The sequence below is a fragment of the Streptomyces sp. XH2 genome (genome assembly GCF_049725035.1).
GTDB lineage: Bacteria > Actinomycetota > Actinomycetes > Streptomycetales > Streptomycetaceae > Streptomyces > Streptomyces roseoverticillatus.
Map to the genome: position 1 here is coordinate 162,344 of NZ_JBMMMZ010000014.1, position 20,364 is coordinate 182,707.

Below are 20,364 nucleotides of genomic sequence, written 5' to 3' on the forward strand. Positions count from 1 at the left end.
GCCGGATCGTACAGGTCATCGGGGAAACGGGCGGGCGGGTTCGCGTACGTCCACCCGGTGGAGGTACGGAATGGGAAGTGCCGTTCGTCGCGCTGCGATTGGCGAGCGGCGAAGAGCGCGCCGAGGTACGGCGGAACCCGGAATCGGGCCCGCGCCCCCGGATCGCGGATTGCCCGGAGTGCCCGGCGCTCAAGGCGACCTGGTGGGAGGCGGAGTCCGCCGGGGACAAGGTCAAGGCGGGGGAGGCCCTCGTCGCCGTACGGCGGCACTGGCGGTCGCACGTGGTGGGAGGGGCGTCCGCATGAGGATCCGCTGCAACCACAGCGAGGGCTGGAACCACCCCGCACCAGGGGAGGCCCGCTGCAGGACCTGCGGAACCGTCCGCTTCACGGATTACGGCGCTCTGCGCCCGCCGGGCCTGCCGCACGCGCTCACCCCGAAGCCGAGGGACGCCCACGGGGCGGACCGCGCCGCGGCGACGCGGATCGCGAACGTGCCCCGCAGGAGGGCGTGGTGGGGGCTGGGATCCGCGGCGTAGGCGCGAGCTCCATGGGCAGCCGGTACGGCCGGGCCCGCGGCGTACAAGTGTGCCGGGAGCGCGGGGCCGCGGTGGTCAGCCCACCGTCTTCGGCACGAAGAGGCTCAGCCGGTAGGTGGTCGGCTGCACCAAGCGCCCGCAGAGCGTGTCCATCCGCACCGCCGTCCAGTCGATCTGCGGGTCCGACGCACGGAGACGGCGGATGTGAGCGTGTCATTCCGACTCGTCCTGGGTCTCGAAGAGCACCTGCCACCGTCCAGGGCTGGCGCCGACGGCGACGGGCCGGGTCAAGACGCAGTTGCTCCCGGGCCGGCGCGCCGCGGCTCAGGGCCGGGGGTACGCCTTCAGGAGGGAAGCCAGGGCGTTGTCACGGTATTCGAGCTCCTCCAGGAGCCAGCCCCGGAGCTCCCTCCGCAGTTCGGCGACCTTGGCGTAGGCGTCCGCCTCGACGCAGTCGACGAGCCGCTTCCTCCAGTCGTCCAACTTGTAGGCGTGGTGTTCCTCCTCGTGCGACGACCGGGCGCCGGCCAGGAAGAAGGTCAAGGTCATGTGGTGACGCTTCCACTCCTCGCCCGCGGCCTCGGCCGTGACCCGCGCCGCCACCCGTTGCGCGTGCTCGATCGCTGAGCTGTCCATGGAGCTGATGCGGGCCTTTCACGCAGGGTAAAGATCGACCGGAGTATATGAGGGGGCGGCGCGGTGGGCGGGCCGCCCGGAGGCCCTCGCGCCGGAGCCGGACGGCGCAGAGCCCCGACCGCTGCCCGATAAAGTGTTCGATGTTCGTGGTGGTGCACGCGTGACCCACGGAACGCAGGAGCGCACGCGTTACGGGGAGACAGTAAGTGAGCGGGTCCAGTGCGAGATTCGGCAACCGTGCGGCCCCGGGCGGCGCGCTGAGGGCGTTCTTCCGCTCCTGGACAGGGGACGCTTCCGAGGCCGAGTCCGTAGAGGACAACCTCATCTTCGGAATGCAGCTTGCGCGGACGATACTCGGCCTGGCCGCCGCCGTCTGGCTGGTCGCGGCCTATCCGCTGAGCGGCGGCGGGCAGAAGTTCATCCTCGGCAAGCTCCTCGAACTGGCCTTCTCCTGCGGCATCCTGGCGGTGGGAAGCATCGTCGGCATAGCCGCTTTCCTCATCGCGAGCACCCCGGACAGGCGCCGTGACTTCGCCGGGCGGCTGCGCAGGCCGGTCTCGGCCGCTCTTCTGCTGGCCGCGGGCCCCCTCGGCATCTGGCTGTCCGTCGAGACGCTCAAGGGCAACCTCATCAGCGACAAGGACCTGAAGGACTTCTTCTCCGGTTTGGGCCTCCCCGAGATCATCTGCTTCGTACTGTCCTTCTTCGCCCTGGCCATCGGCTGGCTGGCTGCTCTGGCCGTGCTGCTCGGTTCGAGCGTCTACACGCTTCTGGCGACCTACTTCTGCGTCTTCACGTGTTTCATGGCCAGGGACGTGCACCAGCTGCTCCCGGCGCTCATCTCGCCGCTGCTGGTCTGGTCGCTCTTCGCGTTCCAGCTGTTCAACGGTCCCGACGTCGCCGCGCCTCCGGAGGTGCTGTACACGTTCATGCTCGGCGGCCCGCTGTCGGTGACCGCGCTCTCGGTATGGGAGGTGCGGCGCCTGCGCGTCCATCACGCGATCACGCTGCGCCGCGCTCTGGGCCACTGACACCACTCCAAGGCCGCGTCCCTGCTGCACTACGGAGGCGAAACGTGATGACCGATCCGGACGAACCCACCGACGACGTCGACGTACCCCGTTGGATGCGAGTGGTGTCGGTGACCGCCGACGTGCTGCTCGGCCTGCTGAAGTCCGGCGGGCGGGGTGGACGTTCCGGTGACGGCGGCGGTGGTGACGACGGAGGCGGCGACTAGGCGCGCCCGAGCGGGGCCGCCGTCCGGCCCCTGACTCCGCGTCAAAAATCAACGGCGTGAAACCTCTCCGCCCTCATATGCTCGGCGCACTCCATTCCGGTGGTCTTCCGGATATTCGCGATATATGAGGTGGAACGATGTTTTCTCGCGCATTACCGCGTGCCGCGGCCCGGGCTCTGGCCGCCACGTCGATCGTGGGTGCGGCGCTGGCCGGCACCGCCGGAACCGCGGCGGCGGCCACGGGCGGGGGCTGCACCGGCCCCGCGACGAAGCAGGCCTGCGTCACCCTCATAGACGACGGCGGCCGCGGCGGCGACATCCTCTTTGAGGCCCGCAGCGACTGGCCCGGTGCCGGTGGCGACTGCCGCATGCGGCTGGTGGCCTTCGACGACACCACCGGGTGGCAGTGGGAGCGCGAGCTGCGCCGCTGCGACCGGCCGCTGGACTACCACTACACCCTGCCCAACCCGACGGCCGGGCACCGGTACCGGGCCGAACTGCAGATCCTTCCCAACGGGAAGAACTACGAGTTCGCCGAGTTCGTGAAGAGCCCGGTGCTCGCCTACTAGCTAGGCGCCGGCCGGCTCGATCAGTGTCCCGATCCCGGCACAGAGCATCCGTACGCTCCGGAGGAACTTCTCCTCCTGGTCGTAGGCGGCCGCGGCGGCCAGGGTCAGGGGAAAGTGCGCGGGGAGGTCGGCGACGTCCGCTTCGGTGACGGGAAGGGCGGGCGGCTCGCTCTGCTCCTGGAGCACGTAGCCGGTGACGTGGCTGAGCAGGGTGTCGGCGGCGACGATGAGGTGCTCGTCGGGCACGCCGGCGTCGCTCAAGGTGCGCAGCAGCCGCTCCATCAGCGACAACGCTCCGGTGCTGAGCACCTTCGGGCTGTCGGCGAACATGATCGCGCCGCCCGTGTGCTGCCGGATGCTCCGCCGCAGCGTCACGACCTGGGCCTCGATCCGGGCCTTCCAGTCCGCCCCCTCGGGCAGTGCGGCCAGTGCGGCGCTGCCCGCGTCGTACGCCTGCCGGGCGACCCGGTCGGCCATCAGCTGGAGCAGCGCGCTCTTGCTGGGCACGTGGTAGTAGAGGCTTCCGGCGTGCGCGCCGAGGCGCTCCGCCACTCGTCGCATGGACAACCCGTGGTAGCCGGACTCGGCGAAGACGGCCATGCCCGCGTCGATGATCCGGTCTGCGGTCAGCTTCATGGGGATCACCCTAGCCAATTTTCAAACGGTGTTTGAAACTGGCCCGCTCCTCGATTACTGTCGTGTCCAGCACAAGCGAACGGCGTACGAGGGGGGCTGGTGGCGATGGGTGCGGTGCTCTTCAACGCGACCACTGCGGCACTGATGGTTCTGATGCTCAACGGAGGCCTGGCCCTCGTCGGGCAGGACACCGTGGGCCGGCGCCGGATCCCCTGGGCCGCGGTCGCCCTGACCGCGGTCGCGCTCGCCGGGGTCGTGACACAGCTCTGCTGGTCGGGAGCGATGGACGCCTTCGACAGCGACCCGAGCAAGCCGGGTTGGTGGCGCGTGGTCACCTCGGTCTTCATGCAGAACGGCGGGTTCCTCGGCGGGGCGTGGAACATCGCCACCCTCGCCGTCATCGCCGCCCTCGCGGAGTGGTTCTGGGGCGGGCCCCTGATGGTGGGCCTGTTCGCCGCGGGCATCCTGCTGCCGGAGCACATCGACGCGCTCTTCGGGCAGACCGGTGGCGGCACCGACCCCCGGAACTTCGCGGGGAGTTCGGGAGCGACGTACTTCCTCGCCGCGACCCTGGCCGCCGCTCTCCTGCTGCGCGGCCGTGAGCGCAAGGACGTGCTCCTCGCGGTCGCCGCGCCCGTGCTCGGCCTGGCCATGTGGCTCGCCCAGTCCAACGGGCACGGCACGGTGACGGTGTACGGCTTCGTCCTCGGCCTCCTGGTCCGGGCCCTGGGCGGCCGCCTGATCCACCCCGACCGCGACCTCCGGCAGCCCCCGCGGACGACCATGGCCTCGCTGGCCGGGCTCGTCGGCAGGCGGCCGCGGCAGGCCGACTAGTCACGGACCTCATCTGGTCACGGACCTCATCTGGTCACGGACCTCATCCGGACACGGACGTCATCCGGTCACGGACCTCATCGCCGCATTCGTCACCGCGCCACATCACTTGCACATCACCAAGGGGGAAGGCCGCATGTCCGAGAACGTGTACCGGGAAGTGTCGAAGCTCGTGGACGAGGAGGTGGCGAAGTTCGTGGACCGGACCAACCGGGAAGTGGACCGGGTCGTGCGCCGCGCCATGGGCACGGACGCCCGGGACGGCTTCGACACCGCCCACTGGCAGGCCCGGCTCGACGAGCTCCTGGCCGCCCACCACGTCCCCGGCGCCGTCCTGGCCGTGCTCGCCGACGGGGAGATCCACGAGCTGGCGAGCGGCATCCTGCACACCCGCACCGGCGTCGAGGTGACCACGGACTCGGTCTTCCAGATCGGCTCGATCAGCAAGGGCTACACGGCCGCGCTCGCCGTGCTGCTCGCCGACGCCGGGAAGCTCGACCTGGACGCGCCCGTCGTGGACGTCCTGCCGGACTTCGCCGTCGCCGACGCGGAGGCGTCCCGCACGATCACGCCGCGCCAGCTGCTCAACCACACCAGCGGCATCGAGGGCGACTACGTCAACGACACCGGCCGCGGCGACGACTGCCTGGCCCGCTACGTCGAAGCCGCACGGAACGTCGGCATGACCAACCCGCCCGGCGCCACCATGTCGTACTCCGGCACCGCCTACAACGTCCTCGGCCGGATCGCCGAGGTCATCACCGGCAAGACCTGGGACGAGGCACTCAAGGAACTGCTCTTCGCCCCGCTCGGCCTCGGTCACACGATGACCCTTCCCGAGGAAGTGCTGCGCTTCCGTGCGGCGATGGGGCACATGGGCGAACCCGGCGAGGACCCGGTCCCCACCCCGCTGTGGAACATGCTGCCCCGCTCCGCCGGCCCCTACGGCGGGATCAGCGCGACCGCCGCCGACGTGGTGCGGTTCGCCCGGCTGTTCATCGACGGCGGCACGGCGCCGGACGGGACCCGGGTGCTCTCGCCCGCCGCCGTGGAGGCCATGCTGAACCGCGAGGTCGCGATGCCCGACGAGTGGTTCCTCGGAGCTCACTGGGGCCTGGGCTGGGGCCTGTTCGAGTGGGACGGCGCGCGCGGATTCGGCCACGACGGCAGCACGTTCGGACAGCTCGCCTACCTGCGCGCCATCCCCGGGAAGGGCCTCGCCATCGCCCTCCTGACCAACGGCGGCGGCGCCGCGCCCAAGGTCTACGAGACGCTCTGCCGCGAACTGACCGCCGCGCTCGCCGGGATCTCCATGCCGGCGTTCGGGCCGCCCGAGGAGCCTCCGGCGGTGGACACGGCCCCGTTCACCGGCACGTACAAGCGCGAGGGCTTCCTCATGACCATCACCGACCGTCCCTCCGGCGAAGGCGTCCTCCAGCTGACGTACGAGGGCGCCGACGGCCTGGCGGGCACCTTCGACCCCCTCGTCTGGAATCTGACCCCGGTCTCGGACACCCCGGCGAGAACGGTCTTCGCCGGACGCCGCAACGAGAAGGACGGCTGGATCCCGGTGGTCTTCTACGCGCTGGCCGACGGCAGCCGCTACGTCCACTTCGGCGTACGCGCCACGGCGAAGTCCACGGCCTGACGGCGGACGCGGCCGGCCGGTGCCTCCCCGGACTCGGACATGCGCTGACGGCGGACACGCGGTGTTGTCAGTGCCTCTTGGCACACTGGCGGGAACGATGCACCGCTAGGTACCGCTATGCGCCGCTACGCCCCGAGAGGTTCCATGCTCACCACCGTCGCCGTCGAGAACTACCGCTCCCTGCGCCGCCTGATCGTCCCCCTGGGGCGGCTGAACGTGATCACCGGGGCCAACGCCACCGGGAAGTCCAGCCTCTACCGGTCCCTGCGGCTGCTGGCCGACTCGGCGCGCGGCGGTGCGGTGGCGGCGCTGGCGCGGGAGGGCGGGCTGGCGTCCACGCTGTGGGCCGGGGAGCGGAAGGGCTCGGGCCGCTCCCCGGCGGCGAGCCTGCGGCTCGGCTTCGCGGGGGACGAGTTCGGGTACGCGGTCGACTTCGGGCACCCGATACCCACGTCGGGCGGCAGGGGGGAGCCGTCCATGTTCAACCAGGACCCCGAGATCAAGCGGGAGTGCACCTGGGCCGGGCCCGTGCTGCGCCCCGCCGCGCTGCTCTCGGACCGCTCCGGCCCCGCCGTCCGCACCCGCACCGCGCAGGGCACGTGGCACAGCTCGGTGAACACCGTCCGCCCCTACGACAGCATGCTCAGCGAGCTCGCCGACCCGCAGCTCGCCCCCGACCTGCTGCGGCTGCGCGAACACATGCGGTCCTGGCGGTTCTACGACCACGTGCGGACGGACGCCCACGCGCCCGCCCGCAGCGCGCAGACCGGCACCCGCACCCCGGTCCTCGGCCACGACGGCGCCGACGTGGCGGCTGCGCTGCAGACGATCCGCGAGATCGGCGACCGGGAGGCGCTGGACGCAGCCGTGGACGCGGCGTTCCCCGGCAGCGAGGTGCAGATCGTCAGCGAGGGCGGCCGCTTCGAGCTCAAGCTGCACCAGCGCGGGCTGCTGCGCCCGCTGGGCGCGGCCGAGCTCTCCGACGGCACCCTGCGCTATCTGCTGTGGACGGCGGCGCTGCTCACCCCGCGCCCGCCCGCGCTGCTCGTCCTCAACGAGCCGGAGTCCAGCCTGCACCCGGACCTGCTCGCCCCGCTGGCCGACCTGATCCTGACGGCGGCGCGGGACACCCAGATCGTGGTGGTGACGCACGCCCCCGGCCTGGCCGAGGCCCTCGGCCGCGGCGCCGGCCGCCACCGCATCGACGTCAACTCCGTCGCCCTGGTCAAGAACGCCCTGGGGGAGACGGAGGTCGCGGGCCGCGAGAGCATGCTGGACGAGCCCCTCTGGCACTGGCCCAAACGCTGACCGCCGGCGCCGCCGCTACGAGCCGCGCCGCGAAGCGATTCGGGCCGCCGGGAGCCGGTGCTGCCGCCGGCAGCAGGTGCGGCCGTCAGGGCCCGGTGCAGTCGTCACGGGGCGGCGAGCTCGCGGTCGGCCCTTCCCACGAAGGCGAGCGCCTGCAGGAAGAGCACGCCTCCGGCGGGCATCAGGTCGAGGCTTATGCCCATGACGACGATGCCGAGCAGTATCGCGGCCAGCGTCCAGCCGGTGACGGGACCCCGGCGGGAGACGAGCGACCCGACGAGGGCGACCAGACCCGCGTAGAAGAGGAGGGGCCCGGCGGAGTAGACGACGAGGTGGACGGCGGCGTGCGACTGGACCTGCTCGAAGAGGTTGCTCATCTCCGCGCCGTCCGCGGCCCGGAAGCCCACGACGAGATCGATCGCCGCCTGCGCGAGCGAGGCGGCGAGGCCCGCGAGCGCGACGACGGTGCTCACGGCGGCCACGCGGCGCCGCACCGGGGAGCCGGCCGGCGCGAGGCGGCGCAGCCCGAGGAAGACCGGTCCGAAGAGGGCCAGGCCGCAGAAGAGGGCCAGGTGACCCGCCGTCCAACCCGGGCCGGGCACACCGGAGTCGGACAGCAGCCGGATGATTCCGTAGACGGCGATGAGCGCCGGGCCGGCGACGAGGCAGAAGCGGGACAGCGGGGTGAGCGCGGGGCGTCCCGGCGCATGATGGGTCATGCTCCGAGCCTGCTCCGCGGGACGGCGGGGATCATCGGTGATCACCCCGACGCCCCCCTGAGGGAACCCTTGGGGGTACGAGCCCTCGCGCACTCAGGACTCCGCCAGGAACCGCTCCAGGCCCTCCACCACCAGCGCGTGGTCCTCCGCCTGAGGCAGGCCCGAGACGGCGACCGCGCCCACCACGCCCGTGCCCCGCACCCGCAGCGGGAAGGCGCCGCCGTGGGCCGCGTAGCGGTCCGGGTCCAGCCGGGAGGAGTCCTCGAACGTGCGGCCCTTGGCGCGGAAGCGGGCCCCGACCAGGAACGACGACTCCCCGTACCGCTCCACCACCCGGCACTTGCGCGCGATCCACGCGTCGTTGTCCGCGGACGTGCCGGGGAGCGCGCAGTGGAAGAGCCGCTGCGCGCCCCGGCGGATGCCGATCGTGACCGCCGCGTCCCGCTCCCGGGCCAGGCCGACGAGCAGGCTGCCCAGCCGCCAGGCGTCGTCGTTGCCGAAGCGGTCCAGGGTCAGGCGGCGCTCGGCCTCTTCCAGCGCCGCCACCTCGGAGCTCACCGGGGCTCCCCGATCCGCACCGTGCGGCCCTCGTCCGCCGACACCTTCGCGGCCTCCAGCACCCGCAGCGCGGCCACCGCTTCCCGCGCCGTCACCGGCGGTTCGGAGCCCGTGCGCAGGGACGTCTCGATCGCCGCGTAGTAGGCGGGGTAGTCGCCCGGGAGCGTGGGCACGGGGTCGCCGCCGCCCGTCTGGGGGGACTCGCCCGCGCCGAGGCGGCCCCAGAGGGACTCGGGCTCGACGCCCCAGCCGGACCGGTCGGCGCCGGGGCGCAGGCCCTCGCGGAGGGCGGCCTCCTGCGGGTCCAGGCCGTACTTCACGTAGCCCGCCGCGCTGCCCAGCACCCGGAAGCGGGGGCCGAGCTGGGCGGTGGTGGCGCTGACCCACAGGTGGGAGCGGACGCCGTTCTCGTGCGTCACGGCGATGAACGTGTCGTCGTCGGCCTCCGCGCCCGGGCGGCGCACGTCCGCCTCGGCGTAGACGGCCGCGGCGGGGCCGAAGAGCGCGAGGGCCTGGTCCACGACGTGGCTGCCCAGGTCGTAGAGGAGGCCGCCGATCTCCGCCGGGTCGCCGGACTCGCGCCAGCCGCCCTTCGGCTGCGGGCGCCACCGCTCGAAGCGGGACTCGAAGCGCAGGACGCTGCCGAGCGCGCCGTCGGCCAGGAGCCGCTGCACGGTGCGGAAGTCGTTGTCCCAGCGGCGGTTTTGGAAGGGGCTCAGCAGCAGGCCGCGCTCCTCCGCGAGGCCGGCCAGCGCCTCCGCCTCGGCGGCCGTCGCGGCGAGCGGCTTGTCGACGACGACGGGGACGCCCGCTTCGAGGGCGGCGTAGGCCAGCGGCACGTGGGTCCGGTTGGGGGAGGCGATGACGATCAGGTCGAGCTCTCCGGCGCGCTCGAAGAGCGCGTCGCTGCCGGCGACCGTCCGCACCCCGGGGTGCTCGGCCGCGGCCTGCTGCTGCCGGTCCGGGTCGCCGGTGACGACGGTGTCCAGGACGAGGCCGTCCGTGGCGGCGATGAGCGGGGCGTGGAAGACGGAGCCCGCCAGCCCGTAGCCGATCAGGCCCACCCGGAAGCCGTCGTGCCGGGCGGTCCCGCCGGCCCCGCCGTCACTGTTCATGCCGTCCGTGTCCTCGTTCATGCCGTCCATGCCCTCCACTTTGGCAACGCTGTTGCGAAACCGCAAGCGGCAGCGACAATGGACCGGTGAACCGCACGTCGCCCGCCACCCGCACCCCCGGCGCCAACCTCGCCGCCCTCCGCGACCACAACACCGCCCTCGTCCTCGGCCTGCTGCGCGACGCCGGGCCGGAGGGCGCGAGCCGGGCCGAGCTGGCCGGCCGCACCGGGCTCACCCCGCAGGCCGTCAGCAAGATCACCGCGCGGCTGAGGGCCGCCGGCCTGGCCGCCGAGGCGGGCCGCCGGGCGTCGACGGGCGGCAAGCCGCCCACCGTCCTGCGCCTCGTTGCGGACGCCGCGCACGCCGTCGGCGTGCACCTCGACCGCGACGCCCTGACGGTCACGCTCGTCGACCTCTCCGGCGCCGAGGCCGCGACCCGCACGTCCCCCCTCGACCTCGGGGCGGGCGCGGAGACGGTCCTGGACGCGGTGACGGCACAGGTCGCGCAGGTGCGCGCCGCGGCGGGCGGCGCCCTCCTCGGCGCGGGCGTCGCCCTCCCCGGGCCCCTCGACCACCGCACCGGCGTCCTGCACCGCGTCACCGGCTTCCCCCAGTGGGACGGCTTCCCGCTGCGCGACGCCCTCGCCGGGCGGCTCGGCCTGCCCGTCGTCGTCGACAAGGACACCAACGCCGCCGCCCTCGGCCTCGTGCTCCGCGGCTGCGCCGGCCCGGTCGGCTCCTTCGCGTACCTCCACCTCGGCACGGGCCTGGGCGCCGGCCTCGTGCTGGGCGGCGCGGTGCACCGGGGCGCGCGGACCGGCGCGGGGGAGTTCGGCCACCAGGTGCTCCGGCTGGACGGCCCGCCGTGCCCCTGCGGCAACCGCGGCTGCATCGAGGTCCTGTGCCTGGACGCCGTCGCCCGCGGCGACGTCGCGGAGGCGGCCCGCCTGCTCGGCACCGGCGCCGCCAACCTCGTACGCCTCCTGGACATCGACCTCGTGCTGCTCGGCGGCGGCACGCTCCTGCGGGACGCGGCCGCCTACGCGGGCGGCGTGCGGGACGTGCTCGAAGACACGGGCGGTGGTGTCCCCGTGGCCGTCACCCCGGCCGGGGACCGCACCGTCGTCGAAGGGGCCGCGGAGCTCGTCCTGGCGTCGCTGTTCGGCCGGGAAAGCCGGGCCGGCCTCACGCACCCGTCCCCAGGAACCTCTCGACCCTGACCGACGCGACCCGCGCGGCGAACGACTCCGCCAGCTCCGAGGCGTCGTCGCCCTCCTCGAACCGCATGCTCGTCCCCGTCCCGCCCGGCCCGGTGTACAGCGTGACCACCCACCGCGGCTGCGGCCCCTCGCCCGGCCGGCCGCGCCGCGAGGGCACCAGCACCGACCGCACGGGCCCGCCGCGGTCGTACGTGCCGGGGCCGAGCTCCTCCCACCGCCCGCGGAAGTGCGGCGCCGAGAAGACCGCGGGCAGGTCCTTGCCGGGGTAGTGCCCCAGGAAGGGCTCCAGCAGGTTCCCGATCAGGGGCAGGCCCGCGAGGCCCTTGAGAGGGTTCCTCCGGTACGTCTCGGCGTCGTCCCCGCTCCGCGGGGCCTGCACCCCGCGCCCGCCGCGCTCCTCCGTCACCGCTACTCCGCCACCTCCGTGCGGCCCGACCACTCGTAGACCGGCAGCCGGCCCCCGGGCGTGTCCCACTGCCGTGAGGTGGCCCGGAAATGTTCGTAACCGCCCCGGAAGGGCACCTTCACTTCCTCGCCCGGCGCCGGGGCCGCGACGACGTGCTCCGGGAGGCCCTCCGGCCCGCCCTGGAGGAAGCACTTCTCAGCATCAGCAGTGGCCATGCCCCGATCCTGACCGAGCGGCGCCCGGCCGGCACGGCCAGGCGCACCGGCTCCACTCGGATGACACGAAAATAGGCTCATCGGGCGGTATGTGACGGCTGGTCGGGGGTACGCGACCGCGCCGGGCCGGGACCCGCGGGCGGGCGGTGGGAGGTTCGAGGCAGCAACCGGACCCCACCGCCCCCCACCGCAAAGGTCCCGCGATGCCCAAGCCCCGTGCGCTCGTCCTCGGCGCCACCGCGCTCGCGATCTTCTCGACGGCGGCCCCCGCCCCCGCGCACCAGGCGGCAGGCCCGGAGCCCGTCCGCCCCCGCTGCGCCGCCCCCGGCACCCCCGACTTCCCCATCGCCGCGAAGCTGAGCGGCGGCCCCGAGACGTACGAGCGCGGCGCCGCCCCCCGCACCTGGCGGCTGGAACTGCGCAACGACTCCGCCGCCGAGTGCCGCGCCGTGCACCCCGTCGCGGTCCTCGCCGACCGCGGCCGCGCGCTGCGGCCGGGCGACATCCGCCTCGACTTCTACGACGCCGGGGCCGCCCGCTGGCGCCCCGTCCGCTTCGAGCGGACCGACGAGGCCGAGAACGTCGGCGTCTTCGACGGCACGGCCCCGGCCGCCGGCCGCGCGGACCGCGCCGCACGCGCCGCGGCCGCCCCCGGGTTCGGCGGATTCTCCGTCCCCGCGCACGGCAGCGTGCCCGTGCGCGTCCGCCTGGCCTTCGCCAAGGGCGCCCCGGAAGGGCCCGTGACCGCCAACATCACCGCCGTGCAGCGGCGCGGCGACGACGGCGAGTGGGTGGGGGAGTCCAACGACTACGCGTTCGGCATCGGCAGGACCCCGGACCGCGCGGGCGCCCCCGGCAAACGCGGCGCCGACGACGGCGAACAGCCCCTGCTGGCCGACACGGGATCCCAGCGCCCCCTCCTCGCCATCGCGGCGGCGGCCGGCGCGCTGCTCCTCGCGGGGGCGTCCCTGATCGTGGGCGCCCGGCGCTCGGGCCGCTGAGGTTGTCCACAGGCGGTCAAGGACTCCACCGTGACCTGTTTACGCTGGAGGGGCAGGCCGTGGCACGAAGAGGTGCGACCCGGCGTCCCCGAGCCCCGTCAAGCGGGCGCGTACGGCAGGAGTCCCCGTATGGCAGAGCGCAAGCCGATCGAGTCCTGGCTGACCGACATGGACGGTGTCCTGATGCACGAGGGCATTCCCGTCCCCGGTGCCGACGCCTTCATCAAGCGGCTCAGAGAATCCGGCAAGCCCTTCCTCGTCCTGACCAACAACTCCATCTACACCCCGCGCGACCTGCACGCCCGCCTCGCCCGCATCGGCCTTGACGTGCCGGTGGCGAACATCTGGACGTCCGCGCTGGCCACCGCCCAGTTCCTGGACGACCAGCGGCCCGGCGGCACCGCGTACGTCATCGGCGAGGCGGGCCTGACCACCGCCCTGCACGACATCGGCTACGTCCTCACCGACGCCGAGCCCGACTACGTGGTTCTGGGCGAGACCCGGACCTACTCCTTCGAGGCGCTCACCAAGGCGATCCGGCTCATCAACGCCGGTGCGCGCTTCATCGCGACCAACCCCGACGAGACCGGCCCGTCCGCGGAGGGCGCCCTGCCCGCCACCGGCTCCGTGGCCGCCCTGATCACCAAGGCGACCGGCCGCGAGCCGTACTTCGTCGGCAAGCCCAACCCCCTGATGATGCGGGCCGGTCTCAACGCCATCGGCGCCCACTCCGAGGGCAGCGCCATGATCGGCGACCGGATGGACACCGACATCCTCGCCGGCCTGGAGGCGGGCATGCAGACCTTCCTCGTCCTGACCGGGCTGACCCGGCCCGAGGACATCGACCGCCACCCCTTCCGGCCCTCCCGCGTCGCCGACTCGATCGCGGACCTGGTCGACCTCGTCTGACGCCGGGTCGGATCGCGGGACCGGATCGCCGGGTCCGGCCGCCCGGCCCGGCCGCACCGCCCGGCCGCCCGGTGCGGGCCCTGATCTGAACGGGCCCCGTCCGGCACCGAACGGAGCAACCCGCCCACGGAGCGGATGCGCCCGCCGGGAGCGGCAGGTGAATCTCTGACTGTCAGGAGGTTCACCATGGTCTCTGTCCGTCTCGCCCTGTGCGGTGCTCTCGCGGCCGTCGCCGTCTGCGCGCCCCTCGCGCACGCCGACGACGAGCCCGCCACCATGTCCGGAACGATCGAACTCACCCCCGTCAGCGCCCACCCCGGCGGCCAGGTGCAGCTCCGCGTCGCCGGCTGCGCGGGCGACAGGGCCACCGCCGCCTCCGAGGCGTTCGTGGCCGACGCCCGGCTCACCAGGGACTCGGCCGGCCTGTTCGCCGCGGCGGCCGTCCGTTCGTCCGTGGACCCCGGCGTCTATCCCGTACGGGTCGCGTGCGACGGCGAGGACGCGGTGGCCGAGGGCAAGCTGACCGTCGTCCCGCACGGCAAGCCCCTGCCGTCCACGCACGGCAACGAGCAGGCGCCGCCGCCCTCCTCGTCGCCGCGGCACGACCGCGAGCGCGCGATGGACAGCAGGCCCGCCGTCCACCCCCAGCCGCCCCGGGCGCCGCACGAGCCGCCGGACCCCGTGGCACCCGTCCCCGCGGGCGGTGGCGGCACCGCGGCCGAGAACGCCCCCGGCACCCCCGGCCTCGTCCTGGCGGGCGTCACGGCGCTCATCGCCACCGGCCTGATCTGGCACCGGCGCCGGACCGAGGCGGCCCAGCAGTCCTCCGGGCAGCAGTGAGGGAAAGCGACTCCAGACCATGTCCGAGCCCGACCCACCCCCCTCACCCGGACCGCACTCCCGCACCGGCGGCCGCGGCCGGCTCCTGACGGGCGTGGTGTGGGTCGCCCTGCTGGTCGGCCTGTGGCTGTGGGGACGCGAGATCACCGAAGGGCACGGGCCCTCCGTCACCCCCACCGCCGGGGACGTCGCCGCGGCCGGCCGCCCGCTCGCCGACCCGCTGCCCCCGGCCCGCCCGCCCCTCCCCCCGGCCCCGCCCCGCTCCCTCACCGTCAAGGCCCTGGGCGTGGACGCCCCCGTCGAGGCCAGGGGCCTGAACCCGGCGGGCGCCGTCGACCCGCCCCCGTACGACCGCGCCGGCACCGTCGGCTGGTACCGCCGCGGGCCGCAGCCCGGCGCCCCCGGCGCCGCCGTCCTCGTCGGCCACGTCGACACCGACAACGCGCCCGCCGTCTTCTACGACCTCGGCAGCCTCAAGCCCGGCGACACCGTCGCCGTCGGCCGAGCGGACGGCACCACCGCCGAGTTCACCGTCGAGGACGTCTCCGTCTTCACGAAGGAACGCTTCGACGCCACCAAGGCCTACGGGCCGCGCGACGGAAAACGCGCGGAGCTGCGCCTGATCACCTGCGGCGGCGACTTCGACCGCGCCCGGCGCTCGTACAGCGCGAACGTCGTCGTCTCCGCCTACCTGACCGGAGCGACCGGAGCGACCGGGCCGAGCGGGCCGGACGAGCCGTCCAGGCCGACCGGATCCGGGCGGAGATGAGCGTATGAGTGCTCCAGCCGAGCGAATTGACTCCCCGTCATCCACAGATCACACACGGTCCTGCCCTCAGGTGTGCCAGCATTGCAGGGACCGGTCATGTCCCGTGGGGGCGTGGGGACACCCCTACAGGAATGCACCCGAGGGGGAATGGATGTACGGCAGTCGCACCGGGCGTGCCCGCAGGGCGCGCGTGGCTCTGAGTACCGCCGGGGCCGCCGTCGGAGCGCTGATGCTGCTCTCCGGTTGTTCCTCCCCCTCGTCCTCCGCGACATCCCCCAAGGAAGCCCCGCCGCCGCAGGCCCCCGCCCAGCAGCCCAAGGCACGGGTGCCCTTCTGGGTCAACCCCGAGTCCACCGCGGCCAAGCGCGCCTCCGAGCTCCGCAAGGGCGGCCGGAGCAGCCAGGCCCAGCTCCTCAGCAAGATCGCGGCACAGCCCGTCGCCGAGTGGATCGGCCCCGACGACCCCGAGGGGCAGACCCGGGGCTTCACCGAGGCCGCCGCCAAGGCCGACCGCATCGCCGTCCTCGTGCTCTACAACATCCCCCACCGCGACTGCGGCCAGTACTCGCAGGGCGGCGCCTCCGACGGCAACGCCTACCGCGGCTGGCTGGACGGCGCCGTCCGGGGCATCGGCAACCGCGGCGCGACGGTGATCCTGGAGCCCGACGCCGTGCCCCACGTCTCCGACGGATGCACTCCCCAGCAGTACCACGAGGAGCGGTTCGCGCTCCTCAAGGAGGCCGTGGGCCGCCTCAAGGCCCTCCCGCACACCAAGGTCTACCTCGACGCGGGCAACCCCAGCTGGGTCAATCCGCCCGACCGGATGGCCGATCCGCTGCGCCGGGCCGGCATCGACCAGGCCGACGGCTTCGCGCTGAACGTCTCCAACTTCCAGACGACCAAGGCCAACAAGGACTACGGGCACCGGCTGTCCGGCCTGCTGGGCGGCAAGCACTTCGTCATCGACACGAGCCGCAACGGCAACGGCCCGCTGAACGCCCCCAGCCACGAGAAGGCGTGGTGCAACCCTTCGGGCCGCGCCCTCGGCGCCCCGCCCACCACCCGCACCGGCGACTCCAAGGTCGACGCGTACCTGTGGGTCAAGCGCCCTGGTGAGTCCGACGGCACGTGCAAGGGCGGCCCGGGCGCCGGCAAGTGGTGGGAGACCTACGCGCTGGACCTGGCGCGGAACGCCCGCTGAGCCGGCCCCCGCAGGAGGCCGGCCCCGTGCCCGCCGGCAGGCGCTGACTACGGATTCGCCACGGGCACCTTCACCCACACCGCAGGGGAGGGCACGCCCCGGCCGTCGATGACGTTGAGCATGTACCACCCGGGGGGCACCAGCGACGGGTCCTTCGGCAGCGTGACCGTGAGCCCGTCCGCCGTGCGGCTGAACTCCAGGGCGATCGACCGCTGTTCCACGTTGGTGACGTGCGTGAACGACCCCGGCCTGATGAGGCGCGCCTTGGTGATGTCCTGCGGGCGGTCCGTGCGGTACGTGGCCGAGCCGCCCAGTGCCACCGTCCGGGGAGCGCCGTCCTTCAGCTCGGGCCGCCCCTTCTGGTAGAGGTACGGCGGCGTGTAGAGGTCGATCTGCTGCTGGAAGACGCCCGGCTTGGTGTTGGCCCTGTCGCCGAAGAGCGAGTCGGAGCCGAAGGTCATCACCCGGCCGTCGGGCAGCAGCAGCGCCCCCGAGTGGTAGTTGCGCCCCACCAGCGGATCGGCCACCGCGCGCCGGCTGTTGTCCGCCGGGTCGTAGATCTCGGCCTTGAGGACGTTGGAGTCGCTGCGCCCGCGGTAGTCGCCCGAGCCGTTGGTGGTCAGCACCGTGTCGTCAGGGAGGATGACGCTGCTGGGATAGCGGGCCTTGGCGTAGAGGTCGGGCCCGTCGCGGAAGCGCGGCCGGTCGGCGTGCAGGTCGACGATGCGTGTCTTGGCCGTCGCCTTCTCGTCCTCGCCGACCCCGCCGCCCCCGAGGACCATGTACCGCTGGTCCTGGGCGGGGGGCAGCAGGACGGACATCGAGGTCTCCAGGACGTCCGGGTCGCTCATGCCGGGCACTTCGGTGAACTCGTTGCTCGACAGGTCCCACAAGCCGGGCACGCGGCCCTTGTCCGCCGGGCCGTAGCCCGCGTTCGAGCCGGTGTAGAAGATCCGGCCCTTGTCGGTGAGGAAGAGGGCGGGATACGTCGGGAAGAAGCGCTCCTTGGGCAGGTAGGTCCACTTCTTGGTCTTCGGGTCGTAGATCTCGTTCTTCCCCGGGACGACCTGGCCGATCTCGTCCAGGCCGGAGACCGAGAGGACCCTGCCGTCCTGCAGGGTGGTCAGGGTCGGATACCAGCGGGCCTCGTTCATCGGGTCGACCGTGACGTAGCGCTCGGCGACCGGGTCGAACTCGAAGGAGTCCTTGATGCCCTGGAAGTCCTTCTTGTCGAAGGAGAGTTTGTTGGCGATGCCGTAGATGTTCTGGGCGTCCTTGCCGGAGAGGCCCTCGACCCGGTAGTTGTCGGTGAGGCCGGTCTCGAATTCGTGCCCCTTCTGCAGCGCCTCCACGTAGACGCGGGCGGTGGAGACCGTGACGGTGACTTTGCGGGTCTCCTTGTTCTGCTCCTTCTTGGCGCGGGGGACGAGCACCGCGTCCTTCGCCTCGAAGGTCTTGCCGTTCTTGCGGCCGGTGAAGCGGGTGCCCGCGGGCAGCGTCATCGGCTTGTCCGGGTCCTCGTTGTGCACCACCATCAGGCCGCCGGCCTTGGTGACGTCGCCGTCCAGCTTCTCGTACCGCTGGGTGCCGCCGGCCACCAGGAGGCGGCCGTCGGGCAGTTGGGTGTGACCCGCGCAGAAGAGGTCCTTCGGGGTGGGGATGTCCTTGTAGGTGTTCTCCACGGGATCCCACAGGACCGTGCGGAAGGTCTTCGCGCGGAAATTGGCGGCGTTGTTGCCGGAGCCGGCGACGAGGAGCACCTTCCCGGTGTGCAGCAGGGCCGCGTGGATCGTATTGATCCGGTACCGCTCGGGGACGTCGACCACCGTCCAGTGGCCGTTGCGGCCCTTGTACTCCGGCTGGTTGATCTTGTAGTCGTGGTACTGGTGGGAGGCGTAGCCCCAGATGGCCGGCCCGTTCATGCCCGCCAGGGCGAGCACCACCGCCGACCCCACCGCGAAGCGGCGGGTGCGGCGGCTGACACGGTAACGCCGGAAGTTCATCGGGTGGCCTCCACGGCTCTCTTGGCGCGATGCGCGGTCCACCACCACGCGGCGATCGGCGCGACGGTGATCGCGAGGGCCAGCGTCGCCCACGTGCGCATCGCGACGTGCGTGTGGCCGAGCCAGAAGGAGGCCACGAGCGAGCCGCCGAAGACCGCCAGGAAGAACAGGTGGATGCGGAACGTGCCGAAGAGGGTGTCGGGGCTGGCGGAATCGCCTTTGGGGGTGACCACGAAGCGGCTCTTGCGGCGCAGCACGGCGTCCATCAGCGAGCGGGCGTAGACCGGTGCGGAGAGCGCGGACATCACCATGCCGGCCAGCCCGCCCGAGCCCTCGGGCTCGTGCGGCGAGACATTGTGCCGGCGGTTCCAGATGTAGAGCCCGATCTGGAGGGCGGCCGCATCGCTGTAGAGCATCATCCAGATCTCGGAATTGATCTGGATTCCGGAGGCGCCGAGCCCGAGGAAGAGGGCGCAGCTGAGCGCGCCGAGCATCCAGTTGAGTGCGGTCATCGGATAATAGATGACCAGCAGGCTGTAATTGAGGAATTTCCCCGGGGAGAGTGACCAGGGGCCTTTCCAGAACTGCTTGAGAATGGTCTCGTAGGTGCCGCGGGACCAGCGCAGCTGCTGGGTGAAGAAGTCCGTCCAGGCATTGGGGCCCTCGCCGACCGCGAGGACGTCCGGGGTGTAGACCGAGCGCCACTTGCGGCCGGTCGCGGGGTTGCGGTGACGGTGCAGTTCGAAGCCGGTGGCCATGTCCTCCGTGATCGAGTCGTAGAGGCCGCCGATTCCCTTCAGCGCGCTGATCCGGACGGCATTGTTGGTGCCGACGAACATGGGTGCGCCGTAGCGGTTGCCGGCGCGTTGGATCAGGGCGTGGAAAAGGAACTGCTGGCTTTCTGCGGCCTTGGTCACGGCCGCATCGTAGTTCCCGTAGACCTGAGGACCAACGACAAACGCGATATCGGGGTCCCGGAAGTACCCGAGCATGCGTTCCAGGAAGTTGGGCAGGGGGACGTGATCGGTGTCGACCGAGGCGAAGAAGTCGTACGCATCGCCGTGGGCGTCCAGCCAGGAGTTGTAGTTCCCGTGCTTCGTCTTCGCGCGGAACGCGCCCTTCGGCTGATTCCACTTCTCGACGCCCTTGCGGGAGAAGTGGCGCACGCCGAGCCGCCGGCAGACGGCCTTGACGGCGGGGTCGTCGCCCTCGTCGAGCAGCCAGACGTCGAGCGGGCCGCGGTGGCGCAGCCGGACCGCCGCCTCCAGCGTCCGCGTGACCATCTCGAGCGGCTCCTTGCCGGGCACGAACGAGGTGAGGAAGGCGACCTTGGTGCCGGTCTCGGGCACGACCGGGACGGGGTCGCGCGCGACGAGGGTGGCATGGGCGTTCGACGCGACGTTCATCGTGCGGAAGAGCTCGATGAGGCCGATGGACACCAGCATCACCGCATCCAGCGCCCGCATCAGCGGGGTGGCGTGGTCGCGCTGCGTCCAGTGCGCGGGCTGCATCAGCCAGATCAGCAGGCCGACCGAGACGACGGGGGCGGCGCCGAGGAGGGCCGCGCCGAGGACGCGGTGCGTCTCCTCGGCGAGCAGGCTGCGGTAGCGCACCCGGTACGGGCGGTCCGGGTCGGGCTGGGTGAGCGGGCCGGCCAGCCGGCTGTAGTGCTCGTAGTCGAACCGGGGCCGGGCTCTCGGCGGGCGCGAGGGCGGGGCCGGGGCGGGCCCGCCCGGTTGCAGTGGGATCGTTGCCTTATGGACGGACGGGCGTGGTCTGGCCGCCGCCCTCGGGTCGTGAAGCTGCCGCCGGGCGTCGGCAGGAGTGGACGTCATGTGTCATTTCCCCCCGCACGCATGCTGACTGCGTGTGTCAGATCGCGGGTCTCGTCCGGCCCCCCACGGCCGCACGGACCCCAAGAGCACCGGCCCCCCCGGCGCCACCCAACTCAACTCAATGGTCACTCAGTGATGTTGGGTCATCGCTGTCCGTTCAGGATCTC

At 72.7% G+C, this 20,364-nt stretch carries 23 protein-coding genes; 14 read left to right on the forward strand and 9 right to left on the reverse strand.

Annotation, left to right across the window (positions count from 1 at the left end; translation table 11 throughout):
* The first annotated feature begins 77 nt into the window (after positions 1–77).
* The gene (locus tag ACOTKD_RS27875) at positions 78–305 is read left to right on the forward strand and encodes a hypothetical protein (protein ID WP_424891732.1); all 228 of its coding nucleotides are present in this window, start codon (positions 78–80) and stop codon (positions 303–305) included.
* Complete coding sequence (locus tag ACOTKD_RS27880; RefSeq protein ID WP_424891733.1) at positions 302–538, forward strand: DUF6255 family natural product biosynthesis protein; 237 nt, start codon at positions 302–304, stop codon at positions 536–538. The genes ACOTKD_RS27875 and ACOTKD_RS27880 overlap by 4 nt, the downstream gene beginning before the upstream one ends.
* A 324-nt stretch (positions 539–862) precedes the next feature.
* On the opposite strand, the gene ACOTKD_RS27885 is transcribed toward ACOTKD_RS27880, so the two are convergent.
* Positions 863–1,174, reverse strand: coding sequence for a hypothetical protein (locus ACOTKD_RS27885; RefSeq protein ID WP_424891734.1), 312 nt, complete (start codon positions 1,172–1,174; stop codon positions 863–865).
* A 206-nt stretch (positions 1,175–1,380) separates the two neighbouring features.
* On the opposite strand from ACOTKD_RS27885, the gene ACOTKD_RS27890 reads away from it, so the two are divergent.
* From ACOTKD_RS27890 to ACOTKD_RS27900, 3 genes are all read left to right on the forward strand, one after another.
* Complete coding sequence (locus tag ACOTKD_RS27890) at positions 1,381–2,205, forward strand: hypothetical protein (RefSeq protein WP_424891735.1); 825 nt, start codon at positions 1,381–1,383, stop codon at positions 2,203–2,205.
* Between the two features lie 47 nt (positions 2,206–2,252).
* Positions 2,253–2,411, forward strand: coding sequence for a hypothetical protein (locus tag ACOTKD_RS27895; protein WP_424891736.1), 159 nt, complete (start codon positions 2,253–2,255; stop codon positions 2,409–2,411).
* 137 nt (positions 2,412–2,548) lie between these two features.
* A complete protein-coding gene (locus ACOTKD_RS27900) occupies positions 2,549–2,980 on the forward strand; it encodes a hypothetical protein (RefSeq protein WP_424891737.1) in 432 nt (143 codons plus the stop codon).
* Here ACOTKD_RS27900 and ACOTKD_RS27905 read toward each other — a convergent pair whose 3' ends face one another.
* On the reverse strand, positions 2,981–3,616 hold the full coding sequence (locus tag ACOTKD_RS27905; protein ID WP_424891738.1) for a TetR/AcrR family transcriptional regulator: 636 nt from the start codon (positions 3,614–3,616) through the stop codon (positions 2,981–2,983).
* 105 nt (positions 3,617–3,721) lie between these two features.
* On the opposite strand from ACOTKD_RS27905, the gene ACOTKD_RS27910 reads away from it, so the two are divergent.
* From ACOTKD_RS27910 to ACOTKD_RS27920, 3 genes are all read left to right on the forward strand, one after another.
* On the forward strand, positions 3,722–4,450 hold the full coding sequence (locus ACOTKD_RS27910; RefSeq protein ID WP_424891914.1) for a hypothetical protein: 729 nt from the start codon (positions 3,722–3,724) through the stop codon (positions 4,448–4,450).
* 136 nt (positions 4,451–4,586) lie between these two features.
* Positions 4,587–6,098, forward strand: a complete 1,512-nt coding sequence (locus tag ACOTKD_RS27915; RefSeq protein ID WP_424891739.1) for a serine hydrolase domain-containing protein — start codon at positions 4,587–4,589, stop codon at positions 6,096–6,098.
* 144 nt (positions 6,099–6,242) lie between these two features.
* On the forward strand, positions 6,243–7,406 hold the full coding sequence (locus ACOTKD_RS27920) for an AAA family ATPase (RefSeq protein ID WP_424891740.1): 1,164 nt from the start codon (positions 6,243–6,245) through the stop codon (positions 7,404–7,406).
* Between the two features lie 104 nt (positions 7,407–7,510).
* Here ACOTKD_RS27920 and ACOTKD_RS27925 read toward each other — a convergent pair whose 3' ends face one another.
* From ACOTKD_RS27925 to ACOTKD_RS27935, 3 genes are all read right to left on the reverse strand, one after another.
* Entirely contained in the window at positions 7,511–8,125 is a 615-nt protein-coding gene (locus tag ACOTKD_RS27925) for a hypothetical protein (RefSeq protein ID WP_424891741.1), read from the reverse strand.
* Positions 8,126–8,218: 93 nt separating this feature from the next.
* Positions 8,219–8,683, reverse strand: a complete 465-nt coding sequence (locus ACOTKD_RS27930) for a heme-degrading domain-containing protein (RefSeq protein WP_424891742.1) — start codon at positions 8,681–8,683, stop codon at positions 8,219–8,221.
* Positions 8,680–9,798 carry a Gfo/Idh/MocA family oxidoreductase gene (locus tag ACOTKD_RS27935; protein ID WP_424891915.1) on the reverse strand — a complete coding sequence of 373 codons (1,119 nt, stop codon included), beginning with the start codon at positions 9,796–9,798 and terminating at the stop codon, positions 8,680–8,682. Before ACOTKD_RS27935 ends, ACOTKD_RS27930 begins: the two co-directional genes overlap by 4 nt.
* Positions 9,799–9,884: 86 nt before the next feature.
* On the opposite strand from ACOTKD_RS27935, the gene ACOTKD_RS27940 reads away from it, so the two are divergent.
* Positions 9,885–11,018, forward strand: a complete 1,134-nt coding sequence (locus ACOTKD_RS27940) for an ROK family protein (RefSeq protein ID WP_424891743.1) — start codon at positions 9,885–9,887, stop codon at positions 11,016–11,018.
* Here ACOTKD_RS27940 and ACOTKD_RS27945 read toward each other — a convergent pair.
* Together ACOTKD_RS27945 and ACOTKD_RS27950 are read right to left on the reverse strand one after the other, a co-directional pair.
* Positions 10,984–11,424 carry a hypothetical protein gene (locus ACOTKD_RS27945; protein ID WP_424891744.1) on the reverse strand — a complete coding sequence of 147 codons (441 nt, stop codon included), beginning with the start codon at positions 11,422–11,424 and terminating at the stop codon, positions 10,984–10,986. The two genes, ACOTKD_RS27940 and ACOTKD_RS27945, sit on opposite strands and share 35 nt — an antisense overlap.
* A 2-nt stretch (positions 11,425–11,426) precedes the next feature.
* A complete protein-coding gene (locus ACOTKD_RS27950) occupies positions 11,427–11,639 on the reverse strand; it encodes a DUF5988 family protein (protein WP_424891745.1) in 213 nt (70 codons plus the stop codon).
* Between the two features lie 203 nt (positions 11,640–11,842).
* Between ACOTKD_RS27950 and ACOTKD_RS27955 the strand changes: the two genes are divergently transcribed.
* The 5 genes from ACOTKD_RS27955 (at position 11,843) to ACOTKD_RS27975 (ending at position 16,359) form a co-directional block, all read left to right on the forward strand.
* Entirely contained in the window at positions 11,843–12,640 is a 798-nt protein-coding gene (locus tag ACOTKD_RS27955; RefSeq protein ID WP_424891746.1) for a hypothetical protein, read from the forward strand.
* 129 nt (positions 12,641–12,769) lie between these two features.
* On the forward strand, positions 12,770–13,549 hold the full coding sequence (locus tag ACOTKD_RS27960; protein WP_424891747.1) for an HAD-IIA family hydrolase: 780 nt from the start codon (positions 12,770–12,772) through the stop codon (positions 13,547–13,549).
* 186 nt (positions 13,550–13,735) lie between these two features.
* Complete coding sequence (locus tag ACOTKD_RS27965) at positions 13,736–14,389, forward strand: hypothetical protein (RefSeq protein WP_424891748.1); 654 nt, start codon at positions 13,736–13,738, stop codon at positions 14,387–14,389.
* A gap of 19 nt (positions 14,390–14,408) precedes the next feature.
* Positions 14,409–15,158, forward strand: a complete 750-nt coding sequence (locus ACOTKD_RS27970; RefSeq protein WP_424891749.1) for a class F sortase — start codon at positions 14,409–14,411, stop codon at positions 15,156–15,158.
* Between the two features lie 151 nt (positions 15,159–15,309).
* Complete coding sequence (locus ACOTKD_RS27975) at positions 15,310–16,359, forward strand: glycoside hydrolase family 6 protein (RefSeq protein ID WP_424891750.1); 1,050 nt, start codon at positions 15,310–15,312, stop codon at positions 16,357–16,359.
* 47 nt (positions 16,360–16,406) lie between these two features.
* Here the strand turns inward: ACOTKD_RS27975 and ACOTKD_RS27980 are convergent, their stop codons facing one another.
* Together ACOTKD_RS27980 and ACOTKD_RS27985 are read right to left on the reverse strand one after the other, a co-directional pair.
* Complete coding sequence (locus ACOTKD_RS27980) at positions 16,407–18,362, reverse strand: galactose oxidase-like domain-containing protein (protein WP_424891751.1); 1,956 nt, start codon at positions 18,360–18,362, stop codon at positions 16,407–16,409.
* A complete protein-coding gene (locus tag ACOTKD_RS27985) occupies positions 18,359–20,197 on the reverse strand; it encodes a glycosyltransferase family 2 protein (RefSeq protein ID WP_424891752.1) in 1,839 nt (612 codons plus the stop codon). The genes ACOTKD_RS27980 and ACOTKD_RS27985 overlap by 4 nt, the downstream gene beginning before the upstream one ends.
* Positions 20,198–20,364: the final 167 nt, after the last annotated feature.

Excerpts from the sequence above, each read along its gene's own strand:
- ACOTKD_RS27880 (WP_424891733.1), top strand. The coding sequence starts at position 302 with ATGAGGATCCGCTGCAACCACAGCGAGGGCTGGAACCACCCCGCACCA.
- ACOTKD_RS27885 (WP_424891734.1), bottom strand. The coding sequence starts at position 1,174 with ATGGACAGCTCAGCGATCGAGCACGCGCAACGGGTGGCGGCGCGGGTC.
- ACOTKD_RS27895 (WP_424891736.1), top strand. The coding sequence starts at position 2,253 with ATGACCGATCCGGACGAACCCACCGACGACGTCGACGTACCCCGTTGG.
- ACOTKD_RS27900 (WP_424891737.1), top strand. The coding sequence starts at position 2,549 with ATGTTTTCTCGCGCATTACCGCGTGCCGCGGCCCGGGCTCTGGCCGCC.
- ACOTKD_RS27905 (WP_424891738.1), bottom strand. The coding sequence starts at position 3,616 with ATGAAGCTGACCGCAGACCGGATCATCGACGCGGGCATGGCCGTCTTC.
- ACOTKD_RS27910 (WP_424891914.1), top strand. The coding sequence starts at position 3,722 with ATGGGTGCGGTGCTCTTCAACGCGACCACTGCGGCACTGATGGTTCTG.
- ACOTKD_RS27915 (WP_424891739.1), top strand. The coding sequence starts at position 4,587 with ATGTCCGAGAACGTGTACCGGGAAGTGTCGAAGCTCGTGGACGAGGAG.
- ACOTKD_RS27920 (WP_424891740.1), top strand. The coding sequence starts at position 6,243 with ATGCTCACCACCGTCGCCGTCGAGAACTACCGCTCCCTGCGCCGCCTG.
- ACOTKD_RS27925 (WP_424891741.1), bottom strand. The coding sequence starts at position 8,125 with ATGACCCATCATGCGCCGGGACGCCCCGCGCTCACCCCGCTGTCCCGC.
- ACOTKD_RS27935 (WP_424891915.1), bottom strand. The coding sequence starts at position 9,798 with ATGAACAGTGACGGCGGGGCCGGCGGGACCGCCCGGCACGACGGCTTC.
- ACOTKD_RS27950 (WP_424891745.1), bottom strand. The coding sequence starts at position 11,639 with ATGGCCACTGCTGATGCTGAGAAGTGCTTCCTCCAGGGCGGGCCGGAG.
- ACOTKD_RS27955 (WP_424891746.1), top strand. The coding sequence starts at position 11,843 with ATGCCCAAGCCCCGTGCGCTCGTCCTCGGCGCCACCGCGCTCGCGATC.
- ACOTKD_RS27960 (WP_424891747.1), top strand. The coding sequence starts at position 12,770 with ATGGCAGAGCGCAAGCCGATCGAGTCCTGGCTGACCGACATGGACGGT.
- ACOTKD_RS27965 (WP_424891748.1), top strand. The coding sequence starts at position 13,736 with ATGGTCTCTGTCCGTCTCGCCCTGTGCGGTGCTCTCGCGGCCGTCGCC.
- ACOTKD_RS27970 (WP_424891749.1), top strand. The coding sequence starts at position 14,409 with ATGTCCGAGCCCGACCCACCCCCCTCACCCGGACCGCACTCCCGCACC.
- ACOTKD_RS27975 (WP_424891750.1), top strand. The coding sequence starts at position 15,310 with ATGTACGGCAGTCGCACCGGGCGTGCCCGCAGGGCGCGCGTGGCTCTG.
- ACOTKD_RS27980 (WP_424891751.1), bottom strand. The coding sequence starts at position 18,362 with ATGAACTTCCGGCGTTACCGTGTCAGCCGCCGCACCCGCCGCTTCGCG.
- ACOTKD_RS27985 (WP_424891752.1), bottom strand. The coding sequence starts at position 20,197 with ATGACGTCCACTCCTGCCGACGCCCGGCGGCAGCTTCACGACCCGAGG.